General features: G+C 33.4%; 15 protein-coding genes, 2 tRNA genes and 1 pseudogene. 13 read left to right on the top strand and 5 right to left on the bottom strand.

The window, feature by feature from the left end; translation table 11 throughout:
- The first annotated feature begins 1 nt into the window (after position 1).
- Positions 2-730: a tRNA pseudouridine(38-40) synthase TruA gene (gene truA, locus HCD_RS02540; protein ID WP_014659041.1), complete on the top strand. Its 729-nt coding sequence runs from the start codon at positions 2-4 to the stop codon at positions 728-730.
- Here the strand turns inward: truA and galE are convergent.
- Positions 724-1,758 carry a UDP-glucose 4-epimerase GalE gene (gene galE, locus HCD_RS02535; RefSeq protein ID WP_014659040.1) on the bottom strand — a complete coding sequence of 345 codons (1,035 nt, stop codon included), beginning with the start codon at positions 1,756-1,758 and terminating at the stop codon, positions 724-726. The two genes, truA and galE, sit on opposite strands and share 7 nt — an antisense overlap.
- 108 nt (positions 1,759-1,866) lie before the next feature.
- Here galE and HCD_RS02530 point away from each other — a divergent pair.
- Positions 1,867-1,943, top strand: a tRNA-Ile gene (locus tag HCD_RS02530).
- Between the two features lie 22 nt (positions 1,944-1,965).
- Positions 1,966-2,041, top strand: a tRNA-Ala gene (locus HCD_RS02525).
- A 274-nt stretch (positions 2,042-2,315) separates the two neighbouring features.
- Here HCD_RS02525 and tpx read toward each other — a convergent pair.
- Complete coding sequence (gene tpx / locus HCD_RS02520) at positions 2,316-2,816, bottom strand: thiol peroxidase (protein ID WP_014659039.1); 501 nt, start codon at positions 2,814-2,816, stop codon at positions 2,316-2,318.
- Between the two features lie 237 nt (positions 2,817-3,053).
- On the opposite strand from tpx, the gene sodB reads away from it, so the two are divergent.
- The 3 genes from sodB (at position 3,054) to HCD_RS02505 (ending at position 5,624) form a co-directional block, all read left to right on the top strand.
- The gene (gene sodB, locus HCD_RS02515; protein WP_014659038.1) at positions 3,054-3,695 is read left to right on the top strand and encodes a superoxide dismutase [Fe]; all 642 of its coding nucleotides are present in this window, start codon (positions 3,054-3,056) and stop codon (positions 3,693-3,695) included.
- A 94-nt stretch (positions 3,696-3,789) separates the two neighbouring features.
- Positions 3,790-4,515: a carboxy-S-adenosyl-L-methionine synthase CmoA gene (cmoA, locus tag HCD_RS02510; RefSeq protein WP_014659037.1), complete on the top strand. Its 726-nt coding sequence runs from the start codon at positions 3,790-3,792 to the stop codon at positions 4,513-4,515.
- A gap of 176 nt (positions 4,516-4,691) precedes the next feature.
- Positions 4,692-5,624 carry an outer membrane protein gene (locus HCD_RS02505; RefSeq protein ID WP_014659036.1) on the top strand — a complete coding sequence of 311 codons (933 nt, stop codon included), beginning with the start codon at positions 4,692-4,694 and terminating at the stop codon, positions 5,622-5,624.
- 60 nt (positions 5,625-5,684) lie between these two features.
- Here HCD_RS02505 and HCD_RS02500 read toward each other — a convergent pair whose 3' ends face one another.
- The 3 genes and pseudogenes from HCD_RS02500 to HCD_RS08905 all read right to left on the bottom strand — a co-directional run bounded on the left by HCD_RS02500 (position 5,685) and on the right by HCD_RS08905 (position 10,135).
- Positions 5,685-6,068 (bottom strand): hypothetical protein, encoded by a 384-nt coding sequence (locus HCD_RS02500; protein ID WP_014659035.1) that lies wholly within the window; start codon positions 6,066-6,068, stop codon positions 5,685-5,687.
- Between the two features lie 80 nt (positions 6,069-6,148).
- A complete protein-coding gene (locus HCD_RS02495) occupies positions 6,149-8,683 on the bottom strand; it encodes an OLD family protein (RefSeq protein ID WP_014659034.1) in 2,535 nt (844 codons plus the stop codon).
- A 130-nt stretch (positions 8,684-8,813) separates the two neighbouring features.
- Positions 8,814-10,135: pseudogene (locus HCD_RS08905) on the bottom strand (RNA-guided endonuclease InsQ/TnpB family protein).
- Between the two features lie 36 nt (positions 10,136-10,171).
- On the opposite strand from HCD_RS08905, the gene tnpA reads away from it, so the two are divergent.
- The 7 genes from tnpA to HCD_RS02450 all read left to right on the top strand — a co-directional run bounded on the left by tnpA (position 10,172) and on the right by HCD_RS02450 (position 18,047).
- Entirely contained in the window at positions 10,172-10,588 is a 417-nt protein-coding gene (tnpA, locus tag HCD_RS02480; RefSeq protein ID WP_014658764.1) for an IS200/IS605 family transposase, read from the top strand.
- A gap of 231 nt (positions 10,589-10,819) precedes the next feature.
- Positions 10,820-11,926 carry an Mrp/NBP35 family ATP-binding protein gene (locus HCD_RS02475; RefSeq protein WP_014659033.1) on the top strand — a complete coding sequence of 369 codons (1,107 nt, stop codon included), beginning with the start codon at positions 10,820-10,822 and terminating at the stop codon, positions 11,924-11,926.
- A gap of 215 nt (positions 11,927-12,141) precedes the next feature.
- Positions 12,142-13,296 carry a PBECR3 domain-containing polyvalent protein gene (locus HCD_RS02470; RefSeq protein ID WP_014659032.1) on the top strand — a complete coding sequence of 385 codons (1,155 nt, stop codon included), beginning with the start codon at positions 12,142-12,144 and terminating at the stop codon, positions 13,294-13,296.
- Entirely contained in the window at positions 13,293-13,544 is a 252-nt protein-coding gene (locus HCD_RS02465; RefSeq protein WP_014659031.1) for a hypothetical protein, read from the top strand. The genes HCD_RS02470 and HCD_RS02465 overlap by 4 nt, the downstream gene beginning before the upstream one ends.
- Positions 13,545-13,759: 215 nt before the next feature.
- Positions 13,760-14,152, top strand: a complete 393-nt coding sequence (locus HCD_RS02460; protein ID WP_014659030.1) for a hypothetical protein — start codon at positions 13,760-13,762, stop codon at positions 14,150-14,152.
- The gene (locus tag HCD_RS02455; protein WP_014659029.1) at positions 14,146-14,835 is read left to right on the top strand and encodes a hypothetical protein; all 690 of its coding nucleotides are present in this window, start codon (positions 14,146-14,148) and stop codon (positions 14,833-14,835) included. Before HCD_RS02460 ends, HCD_RS02455 begins: the two co-directional genes overlap by 7 nt.
- 887 nt (positions 14,836-15,722) lie before the next feature.
- On the top strand, positions 15,723-18,047 hold the full coding sequence (locus HCD_RS02450) for a relaxase/mobilization nuclease domain-containing protein (protein WP_014659028.1): 2,325 nt from the start codon (positions 15,723-15,725) through the stop codon (positions 18,045-18,047).
- The last annotated feature ends 301 nt before the right edge of the window (positions 18,048-18,348 follow it).

Raw genomic sequence — 18,348 nt, 5'->3', positions numbered from 1 at the left:
AATGCGAAGTTTCAAGGCAACTATCGCTTATGATGGGGCATATTTTTTAGGCTATGCCAAACAGCCCAATAAGCTTGGCGTTCAAGATAAAATTGAGAGTGCTTTAGCTTCATTAGGTATTAAAAATGCTGTGATAGCGGCTGGACGCACTGATAAAGGTGTGCATGCAAACAATCAAGTTCTATCCTTTCATGCCCCTAAGCATTGGAATGCAACTAATTTATTTCATTATCTAGCCCCTAAACTTGCTCCACACATTGTCTTAAAGAAATTAGAAGAAAAGAATTTTCATGCAAGATTTGACGCTAAAAAAAGGGCGTATCGCTACCTTTTAACCAAACATTTAAAAACGCCCTTTCTCTCTCCCTATATAGCTAACAAAAATTATGGCTCATTAGATTTGTTAAATATAGCTTTGCAGCAATTTGTAGGCAAGCATAATTTTTCTCTATTTAAAAAAGAAGGTGGGGCTAGAACCAATCCTAAGCGCATTATTTTTAAAGCCTTTGCTTATGAAACTTGTATTATGGGGCATAAATGCGTGGTGTTTACAATCATAGGCGATGCGTTTTTACGCTCTAGTGTTAGGCTGATAGTTCAAGCAAGTGTGGCGTATTCATTGCAAAAAATCACCTTAGAAGAGCTTCAAAATCAAATCAATAACATTAAAGCCACCATCCACACGCCCATAATGGCTAATGGCTTGTATTTGCATAGGGTGTATTATTGAAATTTCAAAAGGTGTTCTTCCCATTCTAAAGCGCTCTTTATTATGGTGTCTAGGTCGTTATAAAGGGGCTTAAAATTTGTATTTTTTAAGATTTTAGCATTATTGGCAATTAGGTTTGCTGGGTCGCCTTGTCGTTTGTCTAAAATCTCTACTAAAAAATCGTTGTTTGAGATTTCTTTAACCTTTTGTATCACTTCTTTTACGCTGTAGCCTTGATTGTAGCCGACATTATAGATTTCACTTTGGTTTTTTTCTAAAAGAGCCTGATAGCTTGCTAAATGAGCGTTGGCTAAATCATCTACATGGATATAATCTCTAATACAAGTGCCATCAGTAGTAGGGTAGTTAGTGCCAAAAATCCCCATTTTTTTCCTTTTACCTACCGCGCATTCGCATGCAATTTTGATTAAATGTGTGGCGTTTAAACTGCGTTGACCTAGCGTGTATGGGGTAGAATAATCATTCTTTAAGCATGCCCCAACCACATTGAAATAGCGTAAGATAACGCATTTAAAATCTTCTATTTTAGAAGTGTCTAACAAAATCCTTTCGCTCATCATTTTAGACGCCCCATAAGGATTGATAGGATTTAATGGGTTTTCTTCATTCACGCTTGAGTTTGTTTCGCCATAAACCGCCGCAGTAGAAGAAAAAATAAAATGCTTGATTTTATGCTTTAAGCAAAGTTTGGTAAGCTCTAGAGTGTTAAGCGTGTTGTTTGTATAGTATTCTAAAGGCAAGCGCACAGATTCTTCTACCAAGAGCTTAGCCCCAAAGTGTAAGATTGCACTAATTGGCTCAATGAGTTGTTGCTTACTAAAAAAGGTGTCTAAAGTTTGAGTGTCATTCAAACTAGCTTGAATGAATGTAACCCTATTGGGGTAGTAATGTTCTAGTGCTTTTACATGCTCTAAAAAACCGGTGCTTAGATTATCCAAAATGATAATGTTTTCTTTAGTTTGTTCTAAAAATACTCTTGCTGTATGAGAACCTATATAACCGCATGCCCCTGTAAATAATAACGCCATGAAATCCCTTTTGAAATTAAAAATAATGAGTATTGTAACATCTTTATAAAAACTTGTTGTTTAAGAAAATTTTAAGATAATTTGCTATATAATTCTTTCTTTGTGTAAGGGCTTATAGCTCAGGTGGTTAGAGCGCACCCCTGATAAGGGTGAGGTCGGAGGTTCAACTCCTCCTAAGCCCACCATTTCTTTTACAACTCTTTGTTTGGGGAATTAGCTCAGCTGGGAGAGCGCCTGCTTTGCACGCAGGAGGTCAGCGGTTCGATCCCGCTATTCTCCACCATTTACCATTTGTATTTTCTCTTAGAGCTTCTTTATTTTCATGTTTGTATGGCTCTGTTTTAATTAGGTATTGATAATTAGAAAACTTTATTTACGGCTTGTTCCAATTTCTTTAGCATTCTTTCATTTTTTAAAAAATTGTTTTCAAATTATGCTTTATAGTTCAAATTTTATTTTATTGCAAAATCCATTTTTTTATCAATACCTAGTTGCAATACCCAGTTAATACAGAGCTACTTGTATTGATTTGCGGATAATAGCCCCTTTAGGGCTTTTTAACGCAACACTTCCAAAAGCGCTTCGTAATTAGGTTCTTCTAAAAGGTTTCGCACAATTTCTTTATAGACAATAACTCCGTGTGAATCCACTACAAATACCGCTCTAGCTAGTAAGCCCTGTAATGAGCCCTTACCCAAAAGCACGCCATAACGCTCCCCAAAAGCCCTATACCTAAAATCACTTAAAATTTTTAAATCTTTAATGCCTTGAGTGCTGCAAAATTGCCCTTGTGCGAAAGGCAAATCCATAGAAACAACACTGAAACTTATAAGGGATTGCTTGCTGGCTTGCTCATTGAATTTTTTAGTCTGGAGTGAGCAAACCGGCCCTGCTAGGGTAGGGAGTGTGCTGATTACCTGATAGCGTGCATTTTGATTCAATAAATTGACTTCTTGCAAATCGTTTGTTACTAGCCTCACATCAGGGGCGTTACTACCTACTTGCAGGGCTTGTCCTTCTAATTCGTATGTTTCTTCGTTAAAGATAACTTTTTTCATGTTTAAATCCTTTTGATTATATGATGATTAATTATGCTAGTATGGTAGTCAATTAAAATTAACTCAAATGAAATTTTTGAAGCGTTTAAAATAATTTGTTTTAAAAAGCCGCTTTAATTTCTCAAAAACCCCCCAAAATCTACAAAATTTTCATCGTTATGTGATTTTTAAGAAAAAATTTACCAAAAAGCACTAAAAAATGATTACAATACGCCTATTAACACACAAGGAGAGATTATGTTTTCACTAAGAGAATTACCTTTTGCTAAGGATAGTATGGGAGACTTTTTAAGTCCTGTAGCGTTTGATTTCCACCATGGAAAGCACCATCAAACTTATGTGAATAACTTGAATAATTTAATTAAAGGCACTGAGTTTGAAGAAAGTTGTTTGTTTTCTATTTTGACTAAGTCTAGTGGGGGCGTGTTTAATAACGCTGCTCAAATTTATAACCACGATTTTTATTGGGATTGCTTAAGCCCTAAAGCGAGTGCATTAAGCGATGAGTTAAAGAGTGCTTTAGAAAAAGATTTTAGCTCTCTAGAGAAGTTTAAAGAAGAATTTATTAAGAGTGCGACCACTTTATTTGGCTCTGGTTGGAATTGGGCGGTGTATAATGTAGAAACTCAAAAGATTGAGATTGTCCAAACTAGTAATGCTCAAACCCCAGTAACCGATAAAAAAGTGCCTATTCTAGTCGTAGATGTATGGGAGCATGCTTACTATATTGACCATAAAAACGCACGCCCTGTGTATTTAGAGAAATTCTATGAGCATATCAATTGGGATTTTGTCTCTAAATGCTATGAATGGGCAAAGAAAGAGGGCTTAGGCTCAGTAGAGCATTACATCAACGAATTGGTGCATAAAAAAGCTTAAGTTCTAGCTCACTTCTTGCGGTTAGAAGTTTTTTAACCGCATTTATTTTTTAACTCACTTTGTTTAAGTCTGAAAAAATTTAAGATTAGGTTTGATGAAAGACACTCTGTTTAATGAAGCCCTAAACAAACGCTTTTGTTTTGATGAGAAGGTTGCACATGTTTTTGATGACATGTTGGAGCGTTCTATCCCTTATTATAATGAAATGTTGAATTTGGGGGCGTATTTTATCGCTCAAAATTTAAAAGAGACTACAAATGAAAAGCCCTTGATTTATGATTTGGGTTGTTCTACCGGAAACTTTTTTATCGCTTTAAACAAACAGCTCAAAGAAAATCATAAAATACAATTGATAGGTATTGATAATTCAAAAGCAATGCTTAATAAAGCACAAGAGAAGCTAAGTGCCTGCAAGCAAATTAGTTTTGAATGCATAGATTTTTTAGACTATAAGTTTAAAAACGCTAACGCTTTTTCCTTACTTTTTGTCTTACAATTTATCCGTCCTATGCAGCGAGAAATGCTACTCAAAAAGATTTATCATAGTCTTATGCCTAATGGTGTATTAATCGTAGGTGAAAAGACGATGAGTGAAGATAGGATATTAGACAAGCAAATGATAGAGTTATACTATCTCTACAAGCAAAATCAGGGCTATAGCATGAATGAAATCACTTTCAAAAGAGAAGCTTTAGAAAATGTGCTTGTGCCTTATAGCTTGCAAGAAAATATAGCTCTTTTAGAAAGTGTGGGGTTTAAACATGTAGAAGTGCTGTTTAAATGGGTGAATTTCGCGCTTCTAATAGCTAAGAAAAATTAAAGAGTTAATTGACTTATAGAATTTTAGAGTTAAAAATTGTTTTTATCAAAATCAAAGTTTTTAAAGATTAGAATTTTGCTGGTAGGTTGGCCTAAAGAATATAATATAGTGATAAATAATCATGATACTTATTCTTTTTTCCAAAGAAATAGCAAAGAATAGGAGATAAAGATACTTTGAATCGGACACTATTATTAGCTTTGATTTTTTCTTGTATTTTAGGGGCAAAAAGTTTTGAAGATACTTCTAGCAAAAATAATCTTACGCCCATCAAACGATATGCAGATAAAAATGCGTTTTATATGGGACTTGGTTACCAGTTGGGGAGTGTCAGCAAGAATCAAACTGATTTGGACTTGATACAGCAATTCATTTCAACACCAATAACAGGGACTTCAAGCCCCACTTATCAAAATATTATGAAGCTTTGTTTACAATTTAACCCTGCTTATTGCAAAGGTTCTCAACTAGGTCCCCAGCTTGGAATACAGCCCTTTGTTAAAGCAGAACCACAAGCCCCAAGAAAAAGCATGGCCATTTCTAATGGTTTTGGATTAGCGTTGGGCTATAAGATAGTGGGTAAAAATAAGAGTAATAAATGGCTTGGAGCTAGATTTGGGGTATTTTATGACCAGACTTTCTCTACTTATAGCCAGGGGAGCTATTTTAGTTCTTTAACAAAGCAACAAAATAGCAATATCCAAATTTTTACTTATGGAGTGCATGCGGATTTATTGCTCAATGCAATTAATAATGAGAAGTTTTTTACAGGTTTTAACCTAGGCGTTGCTCTAGCGGGCGTGAGCTATCAAATGCGTGATGAAAAAGTGTATCAGGCTTATTTGAATCGCTATTTTCCTAATAAACTCACAACAAACGCTTTCCAGTTTTTATTTAATGTAGGCATGCGTTTAGGAGATAAGCACAATTCTTTTGAATTTGGGGTTAAAATCCCTGTGATTGAGTCTGTCTATTTGCAAGCAAAAAACACAAATAACTCTCAGACTTTGGACACTTTGGTTTTTAAGGAATTCTATTCAAGCGTGCCTTATAAAATAACCTTTAAGCGTGATTTTGCTTTATACTTCAATTATATTTATAGTTTTTAAAGAATAGAAATACTAGGATTTGAAGTTTGTATCAATTTAAAATTGATACAAAAACTAGATTCACTTAGAAAACTTATGGTAATACTCGCCTTTATTAGTAATGATTTTGATTTCTAATAATTGCGTAGGCTTGCAATCTAGGCGATAAAAAATCTGTTGGGAATATTTTAATTCATGGTCAAAAAGCTTGTCTTTTTTAAACTTATCGCCTAATTTGGGTTCAACTTTTTTAGTTGCTTTGCATGAATTTCCTCTGTTTACAATGAGATTTTTTACTACAACAGGTTCATCGTTCATAGAAGTGATACTCAAAAGGCTAGAATCCGTCATTTTTCCTACGAGCTTGCCCCCAGTTGCTTGATAATCTAGCTTGAAATTTAAATCCTTTGCCCCTAAATGAATACCACTTATCATTAGCAAACTTAAACACGCTTTTTTCAACATTTAAAATCCTTGCAATAAATAATATTTAAGCGTATTATAGTCAAATTCTATATATCAATTCTAAGCGTTTTTAATTGTGATTAGTTTTTGACTGAGCTTAAATTGCATGCTATCCATTCAAACAAATATAAAAAATTGATTTCTGTTTGCTTGCTTATTATATCTTGGTTGTTAAGTGGGTATGGATAATGTTTGTTATTGAGCTTGTGGCTTACGATATAAAGCTTACTCTTAAAAGCTATCGCTAATTCTCTATTTTTATTTTTTAATGAATACTTTTGCTGGTCTTCGTCACTAAACAAATATTCAATTTGTTTGAAATTTTCATTGCATTGTGAGAGTTGTAAAATTTTGATAGGATTACCCCTTTCTGCATTAGCTTTTTTAAATTTTTCACTATTTGCTTTTTGTGGGTCAACACCATTTTTCCTATCGTCATCTATTAAAACAATAGGGTTATTATCTAATTCGCAAAGTTTTTTAATGGTTTCTTTCATTTCTCTTAGCTTATCTTCGTCTTCGTCCTTAATCTCTCGTTTAAGCCCTGAAATCGGCAAGAAAGTGAAAGGGATAGGGTTATCTTTATATTGTGGGTAACGCTCATTGAAATATAATTTAAAGGCACTTAAGTAACAATAATCTGTAATCCCTTCCACAAAGATAATTTGATGTTTTCTAGGGTTATGAAAGATGTGTTGTTCTACTCCTAAAGAGCGTTTGATTTTATCTAAGGCATCGGAGTCTTTTCTCACATCATTTAGGGGATAGTTAAATTCATTATAAATTACTGAGCCGTTTTTTTGCTTTTCTACAATTCTTATTTCATCTAAATGGTTAGTATCCACTAAAAAGGGGTCATGAGTAGCTAGAACAAAGGTAATGCCCCTTTTTTTGCCATATCGTCTCAAACGCTCTCTAAATTCTTGTCTAGCCGGCACGCTTAGATGAGTGGCTGGTTCATCCATAACCACAATACTATTATAATTACGATAAGAGCTATTTTTTCCAAGCTCTCTATTTATTCCATTTTTATGGTATTTGAATGGGTATAAAAAATTAAAAAACAAGTTAAAAAACCATTGAAACCCCGTGCTTTGTTTGGCAAGCTCTAAATACTCGTTGTCTCTTTTAATTCTTATATGTAAAAAATGCTGTTTTTTCAAACGGAATTCAAAAATATATCTGTATTCATCATTGGGGTTAATGCAATAGCTTTCATTAAACTCTTTGCTGATTTTTTCGCCCATTTTTTTTAATTCTTTTTTCAATTCGTATAAAAGGTTCGTTTTTTTATCAAACAAAAAGTTGTCTTCTAAATCATAGAATGTAAAAGTAGTGTTATATTTTTTATCTATTTTTGAAGACATTTGCAACACGTATTCTAAGCCTTGAGTCTTACCTTTAGACTTTTCTAAAATACGTGATGAATTACTTTTTCTTAGTATATCCATCGCATTTTCTGTGATTTCGTTTTTTAATTCTATGAAGAATGGCCAATATTCATCGATTTGTAATTTTTGCTCTTCCTTATCAATCTTAAAGTCATAATTGCTAAAGTTATTATCATTTTTCATATTAATAATTGTATTGGTAAATATCGGTGCTGTCTCACACCATTCAAAACACATAGTCTCCCATATTCTATTACGAAGCGTCTCTTTTTTTATATCCAAGCGCAAATTTTCGTCTTTAAGCTCAAAAGGATTTTCGCAATTAATGATTTGGGGTAGGTGGTTAGCTAGAATCGCCTTTTGCATAGGATTTGCTTTTAAGTTTTTTGGACTAGAAGCGTAGAATTGTTGTTGCAATATTGCTATTTTATTGATCTGTTCTTCAGATTTTTTTCTCATCTTTTCTAATATTTCACAAACTTCAATTTTATCAAAACGCTCTATCAACTTTGACAAGCTATATTCCTTGAAGGTCAAGCAAATATGTAGTAAAAGGGCTTTTTTAAGGTTCTTATACGCTCTTTTTGCTTCCCCTTTGTGGTCGTCAGGCACTATGAACTCTTTCTTTTCAAGTTGTTTTTCATTCAGTTGTAATATATCTTTGTATGCTTTTAAGAAACGACCCCAATTATGTTTGAGTCGTGTGTATTGGCTATTGCTAACGCAAGGCAATAATACTTCTAGGGCTTCTCTAATAGATTGTATAAAATCATTTTCAAAATTTTTTGGCGAATGAGAAGTAAGGTATATTCCCACATCTTTATCGCTTGCTTTATAAATCTCTATATGATTTTCAAACGGATAAAAACTCATTTCAAATGCTTGCTTATTTGCTTGATTTTCTTTGAGTTCTACCCAAGATAGTTTTTCAATCTGTTGCTGGTTATTATCATTGTTATAAACTTCTTTAATAAGACTTAGTGCAGTTCTTTCTTGGGCTTGTTTTTCATAATCTTCTATAGGACATAGAAAATTATTGTCATTATTAAAATATTTCAACCCTTCTAGCACATTGCTTTTACCCACATTATTTTCCCCCACTAAAATCACTAATCCCCCATGCTTAATCCCATCAAAATCTGCATTTAAGAGCAATTCCGTAGGCAAGTCCTTACCCAAATTCCTAAAATGATGCAATCTCAAAATACGCTTATGAAGTTTCATAATTTTATCCCTTAAATCTTTTTATTGCCCAATATAACACAATTTATTAAGCTCATTTTATTGTAAAATTTTCAGTGAAACACCCCTCGCTAAAGCGAGGAGCTTCCTAACTAAAGCACCCTACTGAATGCTAATACGAAAGGCTTTGCTCTTTAAAGTCTGCAAGGCTATTTCCTAACCCAAGAAGACTTAACCCTTTGCTTAAAATATTACTTGCGGCGTTTATATCTCTATGCTCTATATATCCGCAATTTTGACACAGATATTCTCTATGATTTAATTTAAGCTCGTGGTTGATTTGCCCACAACTATGACAAGTTTTACTCGTATATTGTGGGGGAGCTTTCACTAACAATTTGCCATTATGCTGTTGTTTGTAGTCTAAAAAAGAGATGATTTGATAGAATGAAGTATTTAGTATAGACTTATTAAGCCCACTCTTTTGTTTAACATTTTTGAGTTTGGCTCTTTTGGTCATGTTCTTAATTTGTAAGTCTTCAACTACTATCAATTCAAATTGCTTTGAAAGTTCGCTTGTGATTTTATGGTATCTGTCTAGTTTTTGATAGCTTGATTTATCAAAGGCTTTGTTTAATTTTTTTGAGTTTTGTAAAAATTACCTCCTAGTTTGATTTTATTTTGTTTAGATTTTAAAACCCTACGGCTTTGTTTTCTTTGTAGTCTTTTAAATTCTTTAGAGTATTTTTTAAAAGAATGTAGTTTAGAATAAGTAGGAATAAGTCGTTTTAGATTGATATTTTCATCTACTTTTAAACCTAGTTCTTTCATGTCTTTTTGGTATTGTTCTAGGTCGGTTAGTTTTTCATATTCTTTTAAATCAACGCTTAAAGCTATATCATAGATATTTAAGTCCACACCGACACAATTTCTAGGCTCTTTAATAGTGTTAAGCTCTTTTTCGTATTCTATGCTAAAACTAACAAAATATTTTTGATGAGAGCAAGAGACTACGATTTGTTTAATCTTAGCATTAAGGGGTAAGTCTCTATGCATACGCATTTTTAAGGGCATTTTCATTAAGTTAAACATCTTAAAGCGTTCGTTAAAGTCTTTGATAGAAAAGCCTTGATTATTCCAAGTAAAACTTTGTTTAGCAAATTTAGAGTTTTTAAATTTAGGAAAGCCCCTATTTTTGACTTTAAAGGCATCTCTTAAGGCTCTTTCTGCATTCATGCGTGATTGTTGAGCGACTACACTACTAAAACTTAAATTCCTAGCTTTTAAATGGTGCTTAATCGCACTATCTAATTCGCTTGATTTTTGCCATTTTCTTTGTTTAGTGGGTAAATCTTTGTTTTTTTCGTATTGCTCTTGTTGTAGATTTAAGCAAATGTTATAGGCTTGGTTATAGACAAAAAAAGAGTGTTGTAATTTGGTCTGTTGCTCTTTGGTAGGATACAAACGAAATTTAAAGCCCTTATTTACTTTCATAGAAAGATTTTAGCATAATTTAGTTAAACTTGGTCTATGAAACAAATTGATAATATTAGACATGGCAGACATTGTGTTTTTTTAATGCATGTGCATTTAGTATTTGTAACTAAATATAGGCGTAAAGCATTCAACAAAGAAGTTATAGACTTTTTAGGTTCTGTATTTGCTAAGGTATGCAAAGACTTTGAAAGCGAGTTAGTAGAATTTGATGGGGAAAGCGACCATGTGCATTTACTTATCAATTATCCACCAAAAGTTAGTGTTAGTAGGTTAGTTAATTCTTTAAAGGGTGTTAGTAGTCGTTTGGTTAGACAACAAAATTTTAAAAATGTTAAAGCTACTTTGTGGGGCAATCATTTATGGTCGCCTAGTTATTTTGCTGGAAGCTGTGGGGGTGCTCCTTTAGAAATCATTAAGCAATATATCCAAGAGCAAGAAACACCACATTAGATTTGCTAACCTTTTGTTTTTAGGTTAAATGACACTAAAAAATAGCCTAACGGCTATTGACGCTTACATCTCCGCCCTAAAGGACGGAGTTTTTCGCTTTGTTGGGATAAAACATGTTTGAAGAATGAAATTTTGGGAGACCTAAACTCAATCTTTTTAAAAGATAATGAGAAAATTAAACAAATTATGCTATAAAGAAGCTTTGTATATTTTATTATTCTAGGAAAATTTATGCTTACGCAAGAAGACATTTTAAGCGCATTAAAAAAGATTATCTATCCTAATTTTGAAAAGGATATTGTCAGCTTTGGATTTGTTAAAAACATCACTCTACATGAAAATAAATTAGGGCTTTTAGTAGAAATCCCATCAAGTTCTGAAGAAACGAGTGAGATTTTAAGAGAACATATCTCAAAAGCGATGCAAGAAATCGGTATTAAGGAAGTGAATTTAGATATTAAAACCCCACCTAAACCACAAGCCCCAAAGCCCACTACCAAAAATCTAGCTAAAAATATTAAGCATGTAATAATGGTAAGCTCTGGTAAGGGCGGTGTGGGTAAAAGCACGACAAGTGTGAATTTAAGCATTGCTTTGGTGAATTTGGGTAAAAAAGTGGGGTTATTAGACGCTGATGTTTATGGGCCTAATATTCCTAGAATGATGGGCTTACAAAACGCTGATGTTATCACTGACCCAAGCGGTAAAAAACTCATTCCTTTAAAAGCTTTTGGGGTTTCTGTGATGAGTATGGGGCTTTTGTATGATGAAGGGCAGAGTCTCATCTGGCGAGGACCCATGCTTATGCGAGCGATTGAACAAATGCTAAGCGATATTATTTGGGGGGATTTAGATGTGTTAGTAGTGGATATGCCCCCAGGCACAGGCGATGCACAGCTTACTTTAGCTCAAGCAGTGCCACTAAGTGCAGGAATAACCGTTACAACACCCCAAGTGGTGAGTTTAGATGACGCTAAAAGAAGTCTAGATATGTTTAAGAAATTACACATTCCTATTGCCGGTATTGTAGAAAATATGGGAACATTTGTGTGTGAGCATTGCGACAAAGAGAGCGAGATTTTTGGCTCAAATTCTATGAACGAATTACTAGAAACTTATAACACACAAATCTTAGCTAAGCTCCCACTAGAACCTAAAGTGCGTATTGGTGGGGATAAGGGCGAACCGATTATTATCTCTCATCCTAATAGCGTGAGTGCTAAAATCTTTGAGAAAATGGCACAAAATTTAAACACTTTTTTAGACAAAGTAGAGCATGAAAAATTAGCCGATAATAAGGATATTCAGCCTACTTTAGAACATGCTTGCTCGCACTAGTTTTTGAGCTGGTGTGAGTGTTTTTGAGCTTTTTTGAATAATCTTTTCTGATGTTAATTGATAAGAACTTTTATAAAGAATTATGCAAGACTATTGGCACTTCTTAGAGAAAGAGAGTCAGCCCAGAGAGAAGTATAGGCATATTAGGTGAGCGGTGAAATTTAAAGGCTTTTAAAAACCCTTTAAAACTCTTTTGATTAACCGCTTGATTTTTTGTGTGGAATTATAATTTAATCCACGATTTAAATTTTCCTAAACTAAGTTTAAACGCTTATTTAAGCGATACACTAGACAGAGCCTTTAAATCTATTAAAGACTATGAAAGCACAACAGACAGCTTAAAAGCCCTTGCTGATAAACACAGCGCAAGTTCACTAGGTTTTACAGAATATGAAAAAAGCCAGCACAAGAGCGATATAAGCGAAATTTTAGGAGCGGCCTTAGCACGATTTGCTAGACTTGATGACCCAAGCAACGCCTTATTTGAAGCCCTAAGAAGTGATAACATTAAGAAAGGTTTAAGAGAGCATAACATAGCAGATGATACAAAAGACTTATTAGGAAGCGATAGAAAGGTTTTTAATGATATTGATATATACGACTTCACGCATTATCTATTAAAGCACGACAGAAAACCCCACGAAAACAACCAAGCCCTAAACCAGCTAACAAGAAACATTAAGGGCTTACAGAAAGATTATTATAAGAGCTTAGAGAAAGAGAGCAAGGCATTAAAATCGTATAATTCAAGCTCAGAAATTCAAAACAAAGACAACATAATGAAGAAACTCTCTTTTGATGAGATTAAGCAATTGATTGATAACGCCCCCACTAAAGGGAAAGACATGCCTATTTTAGGGTTAGAGAATTTTACGCCTGAAGTGGTTAGATACCTTGAAAAGACAAACAAGAAAATCGCTATAGAGAAGATAGAACCTAAGATAGCCAAAGATTTAGGCTTAGATTATCCAAACGATGCCAAAGCTTTAATTGATAGTGATGCGATTAAGCATATTATGAATAATCATGGAGAATTATCTAATAACGCTAAATTCAGTAAGCAAGAGCCTATAAGTTACGATGAATTAGCTAATTACTTAAAAATCGTTAATAGTGCTGATGAAACTATAGAAATCCTTAGAAACAACTCAAAACGCCTTTTAAGTTTCAAACAAATTAACGGACATTTTGTAGTGATAGAACAATTAAGCAAGAAGCAAAATGGCTTGAGTTTAGTAACGATGTTTAAAGAGAAAGGTAATTATAAGAATGGAAAAACTTACAAATCCGTTATGTTTGAAGCTACGCAAAAAGACCCGCTACCTTTGGGTTATAAGCCCAACGCGCAATCGTTAGAGAGTAGCAAATGAAATGTTTGAAGCTAAAAACTCAAACTAGCCACCACCATAAAAATAAAAATTTTTTTGTGCTTTTGGTTATGAGCCAAACGCTAATTCCTTTTGCTTTTAGCTTGCCATTCAATCCTAGCCAAAAAGAATTAATAAGGCAAGAAAAAGACAAAACACTAAGGACAAAATTAAGGGTTTCAAAAGATTATGTTAAAAGTGAGATTAAGAACGCCGATATAATTCACTCTTTTATCGGCAGTGGCTGGTAAAAACATGATTAAAAATCATGGAGTGAACCGCAAACGGATTATAGCACAAAAAATAACAACATAAAACTTAACCCAAAGGATTAAAATGGTAAAAAACAAAAGCCTTTTAAATGAAAATCCAGCAAGAAATACTTAAATTAACTTTTTTTGAAAGGAATTAACATGGAAGAAAGACAAAAGCAATTAAATGAGATTAAAGAGCCTAACCTATTATCATGCGATTAGTTAGATTTAACGCCCCTAAGGGGGAATTAAAGGGGTTTGACAAATACCACACCGAGATTTTTAAACAAGTCTTATCTGGTGATAGCATAGAATTAAACCTTACTAAAACTAATTACTACACTTATAACGGCGTGAAGTTTTGTGTATGCGATGGGTTAGGGGAGCTAGATTTTAGAGACTATCCTAATAATGTGGACTTTTCACTATTAAAACTAAGGGTTTTAAGCGATTTTTTAATAGAGAGCATAGAGCCTACAAAAGAAAGCGAAAAAACCCTTTTAAACGAGTTTTTACGCATTTATGATTTAAACATTTCTAAGGGCGTTTACTATTTAGACCCCCCTTATTTTAAAGAACTAGAGAAGGAGCTTTGTTTATGCTAGAAGTGAGCGAAATTATTTATAAAGTCCGTAAGCGTCTTAATGATACTAATGCTAATGATTACTTGTTTAGCGATGATGAAATGCTAGACTGCTTGAATGTAGCCTTGCTAGATTTGATTTTAGAATTTAGGCTTAATAGGAAGCTAAAAACTCAAACATTAACGAAAGAAAATCCTAGTATAGAAGTGAGTAACCTTTTAGGGATACTAAGCGTTAAATTTAACCATAATGAACTTAATCATAGGGTAAGCATTGAGAAAGAGAGTGGAGAAACTTCTTTACTGATTTTAGGGGATACTTTGAGCGTTACGCCTTTTAAAGAAGGTGTTTTAGAAGTGGTAATCATTAGTTATGAACCTAAGCATAGCCTTATGGATAGTATTGATTTGCCCGAAATTTCGCTTAATATTCTAGTCTATAGCATGCTTATTTCATTACTAGAGATACCAACCAATGATTTAAATATGAATAAAATCGCTAATTACAAACAGCTCTTACAACAATCTAAAAACAATTTAAAAAATTATCTTAACTGCATGTATTCTAAGAATGGAAGTTTTAAGTGTTCTCTAAGTTTCAAGTTAAATTCAATCAAAAATCATTTGAAATATAACACAAATTTTTTAAACAAAAGCTTAAAGAATAATTTCATTCCTTTAATATTGATTGTGAGTTCTTATTAAAATAGGCTGGTAGTTCTTTACTTCTAGCTAGTAGTTCTTATATGAGTTATCTTATATGAGTTATTAGTAAGTTCTAAGGGTATTTTTGCTCCTAGTTCTTAATCATACAAGCAACCTAGTTCATATTATTAGAGCAGATAAGCTCTTAATCTATTTTCCCCTTAGTTCTTTCTTGGTGTGAGCTATTAGGTTCTAACTTGTGGCTTTTAGTTTTTATCGTGTAGCCCTTAGTTCCCTAATTGTTGCTTACAAGTTCTTACTATTTGCTTGTTAGTTCATAGTATTTAGCTTGCTAATTCTTATTAGTGGGCTGTAAGTTCTTTGCTTGTGCTATAAAGTTTCATTCTATAGGTTACTAAGTTCTCACCATATGGCTATTAGTTCTTAATAATTTTGACTGCAAGTTCTTTTGCAAAAAAATCTCTAAGTTTTTATAGTGTTTCTAATAAGTTCTTGGCTCTTAATTTTTATAGTAAGGGGGTTAAAGCTTTTGAATGAATTTTTTCTCTCTTGCTAGATTAAAAGTTTAGCTTATCTGTCAAAGCACTTTTTAAAAACTTTTTAGGCAAAAAGTTAGCAAAAACCCTTATTTTTTAAAAATCTAGCTCCAAGTCCCTTGAATGCGAAGTTTTAACCATATGTGTGTAGACACTTGGTGTTATCCTGCACCTTTTTTGATTGGTTCTCTTTTTTAATTCTTTGTGCTATGCTACAAAGAATTAAAAAATCGCTAGATTTAAAATCAAAAATCTAGGGTTTAAATTAGCGTTAGCTTGAATAAAATTTTGGCGTTTTAAAACGCCTTTTTAGTAAGGGAATAAAGTCAGCTTGAAAGTGTGCGAATTAGATAAAAATTTAGCGATGTTGTTAAGTCTTAAAGGGCTTGTATGCTAGATAGAGCTATACGAGATGCTAAATTAGATAATCGCCCTATGGATTTGTCTTTTTTAGATGATATTTTAGAGCATATGTTAAAGCCTAGACCTAGTGATAGCGATAAAATTGATAAGAGATTGTTGATTAAATTCAATCAATTTGGCTCTAACTCAGAGTCTATTAAATCTAATCTAGTTGGCACAAAGAATGCTAATCCTGTGCTTATTAAAAACATAGGGCAAATGAAACGCTCCCATTTAGAAAATGCCCTAAGTTATACCTTAGAAAATAGCGAGACAGCCTACAATGAAATGTTTTTAGAGTGTGATAAGCAATTTATTTTAGAGACTTGGCTCAATGACTTTGATTTAACTAAGGATTATAACGAGGCTATGCATTTAGTCTTTTCTATCAAAAATAAGCCAGATGAAGAGACTATGCAAGGGCTTTTATACTCTACTTGGGAGAGCTTAAAAGTAAGATTGCCTGAATATAAATTCGCTCTTGTGCCTCATTCTCATCAAGACCATGCCCATATCCATTGTTTCATCAATAAAACTAACCAGCTCACAAGAAAGAGACTGCGTTTTAAGGGGCGTGAGGATTGCAAAGAATTTTTTAATGAACTAAGAAGTGAGTTTGCTTATAGGTTGAATAACCATTTATTGAGCGAAGAATACTTGTATGTCAATGAGCCTAAGCTCAAGGAATTAGACAATATCAAACTTCAATTACAAGTTTTAGAAAAAGAAGAGAAAGCATTAGAACAAATTAAAACCCCACAAGATGAGTGGGACTTAAACAAGGCTTTACAAAGCGAGTATTTACAAGAACTCAAAGATAAAAACAAAGCCCAAGCCCTAAACATTCAAAACAACCAAAGCCTGCCTTTGAGAAAAAAGATTTCTGAATTTAAAATCGCTCTCTTTAACCACAAAGATATGAGTGATGATGAAAAAGAACAGCTAAACATTGACAGGGTAGATAAGAGAGAGCTAGTAAGCGAACATTTAAAAAACACCAGCAAGCAAGAGCTATACGAACTCTTAAGTTTTTATCAAAAAGAGCTTGATAAAACAGAGAGCCATTCAGCCTTTAAAAATTTTGCTATTCTCAATGATTTAGACAGAAATTTTGAAAGAGAGACTAAGGGCTTTTCTCTTTTAAAGAAAAAAGAAATGCTACTAAGTAAGCTTGAACACCTAGACAAACGCCTTTTAGATAAAAACTCACACTTATTACTGGCTCAACTAAGAAATGAAGTTAAAACCAAGCAAAACACACAATACAACACTCTAACTAATCCTATTCTTTTAGCCAAAGCCTTAGAACTTCCTAAAGATAAACGCCCCACACTTAAAACTTTTAAAAACGCTTATTTTAGTGCTAGAAAATATCAATTCATGCTAGAGAGCTTTAAAACTAAACAAGATGACCCCACTTATAAGCTTAATGATAACACTTATGAGCTAGTGAGTAAGCAACTACAAGATTATCAAAAGACTATGCTTTTATTAGCCAAAGAGAGATTGCTCTTTTTAGAACAAGACTTAAAAACAAAAGAAGAAGAGTTTAAAAGAGCCAAAGAGAGCTATTTTAAAGCCCTAGAGAGCTATAAAGAGACTTTTTCATTGAAAGAAAACCAAGACTTTCTCAAACAAAACAAACAATTTTCTAAACTTTCAAAAGAAATTCTTTATACTTGTAATGAAATCATAGGGGCTAATAGGTTTTTAACCCACTATGACATTTCACAACTTCAAAAAGTCCTAGAACACGCTAAGGATACTAAGCTAGAGCAAAAAGAAATTCAAGTCAAGGTTAAAGAGCAAACCACACCAACCCAAAGCGAGCTGACACAAACCGCTACTGGCTCACAAGCTAATAAGAGTGTGGCTAAAGAAACTCAAGCTAACACAAAAACTACTACACAGCAAGAGTTAATCGCACCACAAAACCATGTTAGCACCATTCAGCAAGAGCCTAGTATTGCATTAAACACTCAAGCCGCCATAACAAACAATACTATCCAACCATTACAAGAGCCACAATCTAATGATAAGCCGACCAAAACATTGCATTCTGATGAGCCGTGGATAGAACATGCTAAAGAGCTTGAAAGAAAAGCCAAAGCTCATCAACAAGCTTGTTTAGAAAGAGAGCGAGCTAAAGAAAATCAAAAAGCTCACGAGAATGCCCTAAATTCAACACAAAACCAAAAACCGACTAACGATATATCTAACAGCCTAAAAAGTGCTGTCAGTCAAAATACAAGCGAAATAGAGCCTAATTCATACGAGTATCTAATACAAAAAAGCAAAGGGCGTGGTAGGTAAAAACTCAAACTAGCTCAATGCTCCCTAACAATCTAATTGACTAGGCAAAATTCAGCATGCCACACACTCTTAAAACGATTGAAACACAAATACGAGCAGAGATAATGAACCGCTTTAATAGGCAGTTTATTTCTCTCTATCAACCTTTAAATTAAATCAATCCACTAAAACCCAAATAAAACACTCTAAAATGCCCTACAATCAAAATAAGGCTATAGGGAAAGAACAAACTATCAACTTAAAATAAAAAACGCTTTAAAATGCCTTTTAGAGCTTAAATTTTTCTTAAACGGCACGCAAA

The sequence above is a fragment of the Helicobacter cetorum MIT 99-5656 genome (assembly GCF_000259275.1).
Classification (GTDB): Bacteria; Campylobacterota; Campylobacteria; order Campylobacterales; family Helicobacteraceae; genus Helicobacter; species Helicobacter cetorum.
This window is presented reverse-complemented; position numbering and strand designations above follow the sequence as displayed.

Coding starts and splice junctions, on each gene's coding strand:
- truA (WP_014659041.1), top strand. CDS start 2: ATGCGAAGTTTCAAGGCAACTATCGCTTATGATGGGGCATATTTTTTA.
- galE (WP_014659040.1), bottom strand. CDS start 1,758: ATGGCGTTATTATTTACAGGGGCATGCGGTTATATAGGTTCTCATACA.
- tpx (WP_014659039.1), bottom strand. CDS start 2,816: ATGAAAAAAGTTATCTTTAACGAAGAAACATACGAATTAGAAGGACAA.
- sodB (WP_014659038.1), top strand. CDS start 3,054: ATGTTTTCACTAAGAGAATTACCTTTTGCTAAGGATAGTATGGGAGAC.
- cmoA (WP_014659037.1), top strand. CDS start 3,790: ATGAAAGACACTCTGTTTAATGAAGCCCTAAACAAACGCTTTTGTTTT.
- HCD_RS02500 (WP_014659035.1), bottom strand. CDS start 6,068: ATGTTGAAAAAAGCGTGTTTAAGTTTGCTAATGATAAGTGGTATTCAT.
- HCD_RS02495 (WP_014659034.1), bottom strand. CDS start 8,683: ATGAAACTTCATAAGCGTATTTTGAGATTGCATCATTTTAGGAATTTG.
- tnpA (WP_014658764.1), top strand. CDS start 10,172: ATGAAACAAATTGATAATATTAGACATGGCAGACATTGTGTTTTTTTA.
- HCD_RS02475 (WP_014659033.1), top strand. CDS start 10,820: ATGCTTACGCAAGAAGACATTTTAAGCGCATTAAAAAAGATTATCTAT.
- HCD_RS02465 (WP_014659031.1), top strand. CDS start 13,293: ATGAAATGTTTGAAGCTAAAAACTCAAACTAGCCACCACCATAAAAAT.
- HCD_RS02460 (WP_014659030.1), top strand. CDS start 13,760: ATGCGATTAGTTAGATTTAACGCCCCTAAGGGGGAATTAAAGGGGTTT.
- HCD_RS02455 (WP_014659029.1), top strand. CDS start 14,146: ATGCTAGAAGTGAGCGAAATTATTTATAAAGTCCGTAAGCGTCTTAAT.
- HCD_RS02450 (WP_014659028.1), top strand. CDS start 15,723: ATGCTAGATAGAGCTATACGAGATGCTAAATTAGATAATCGCCCTATG.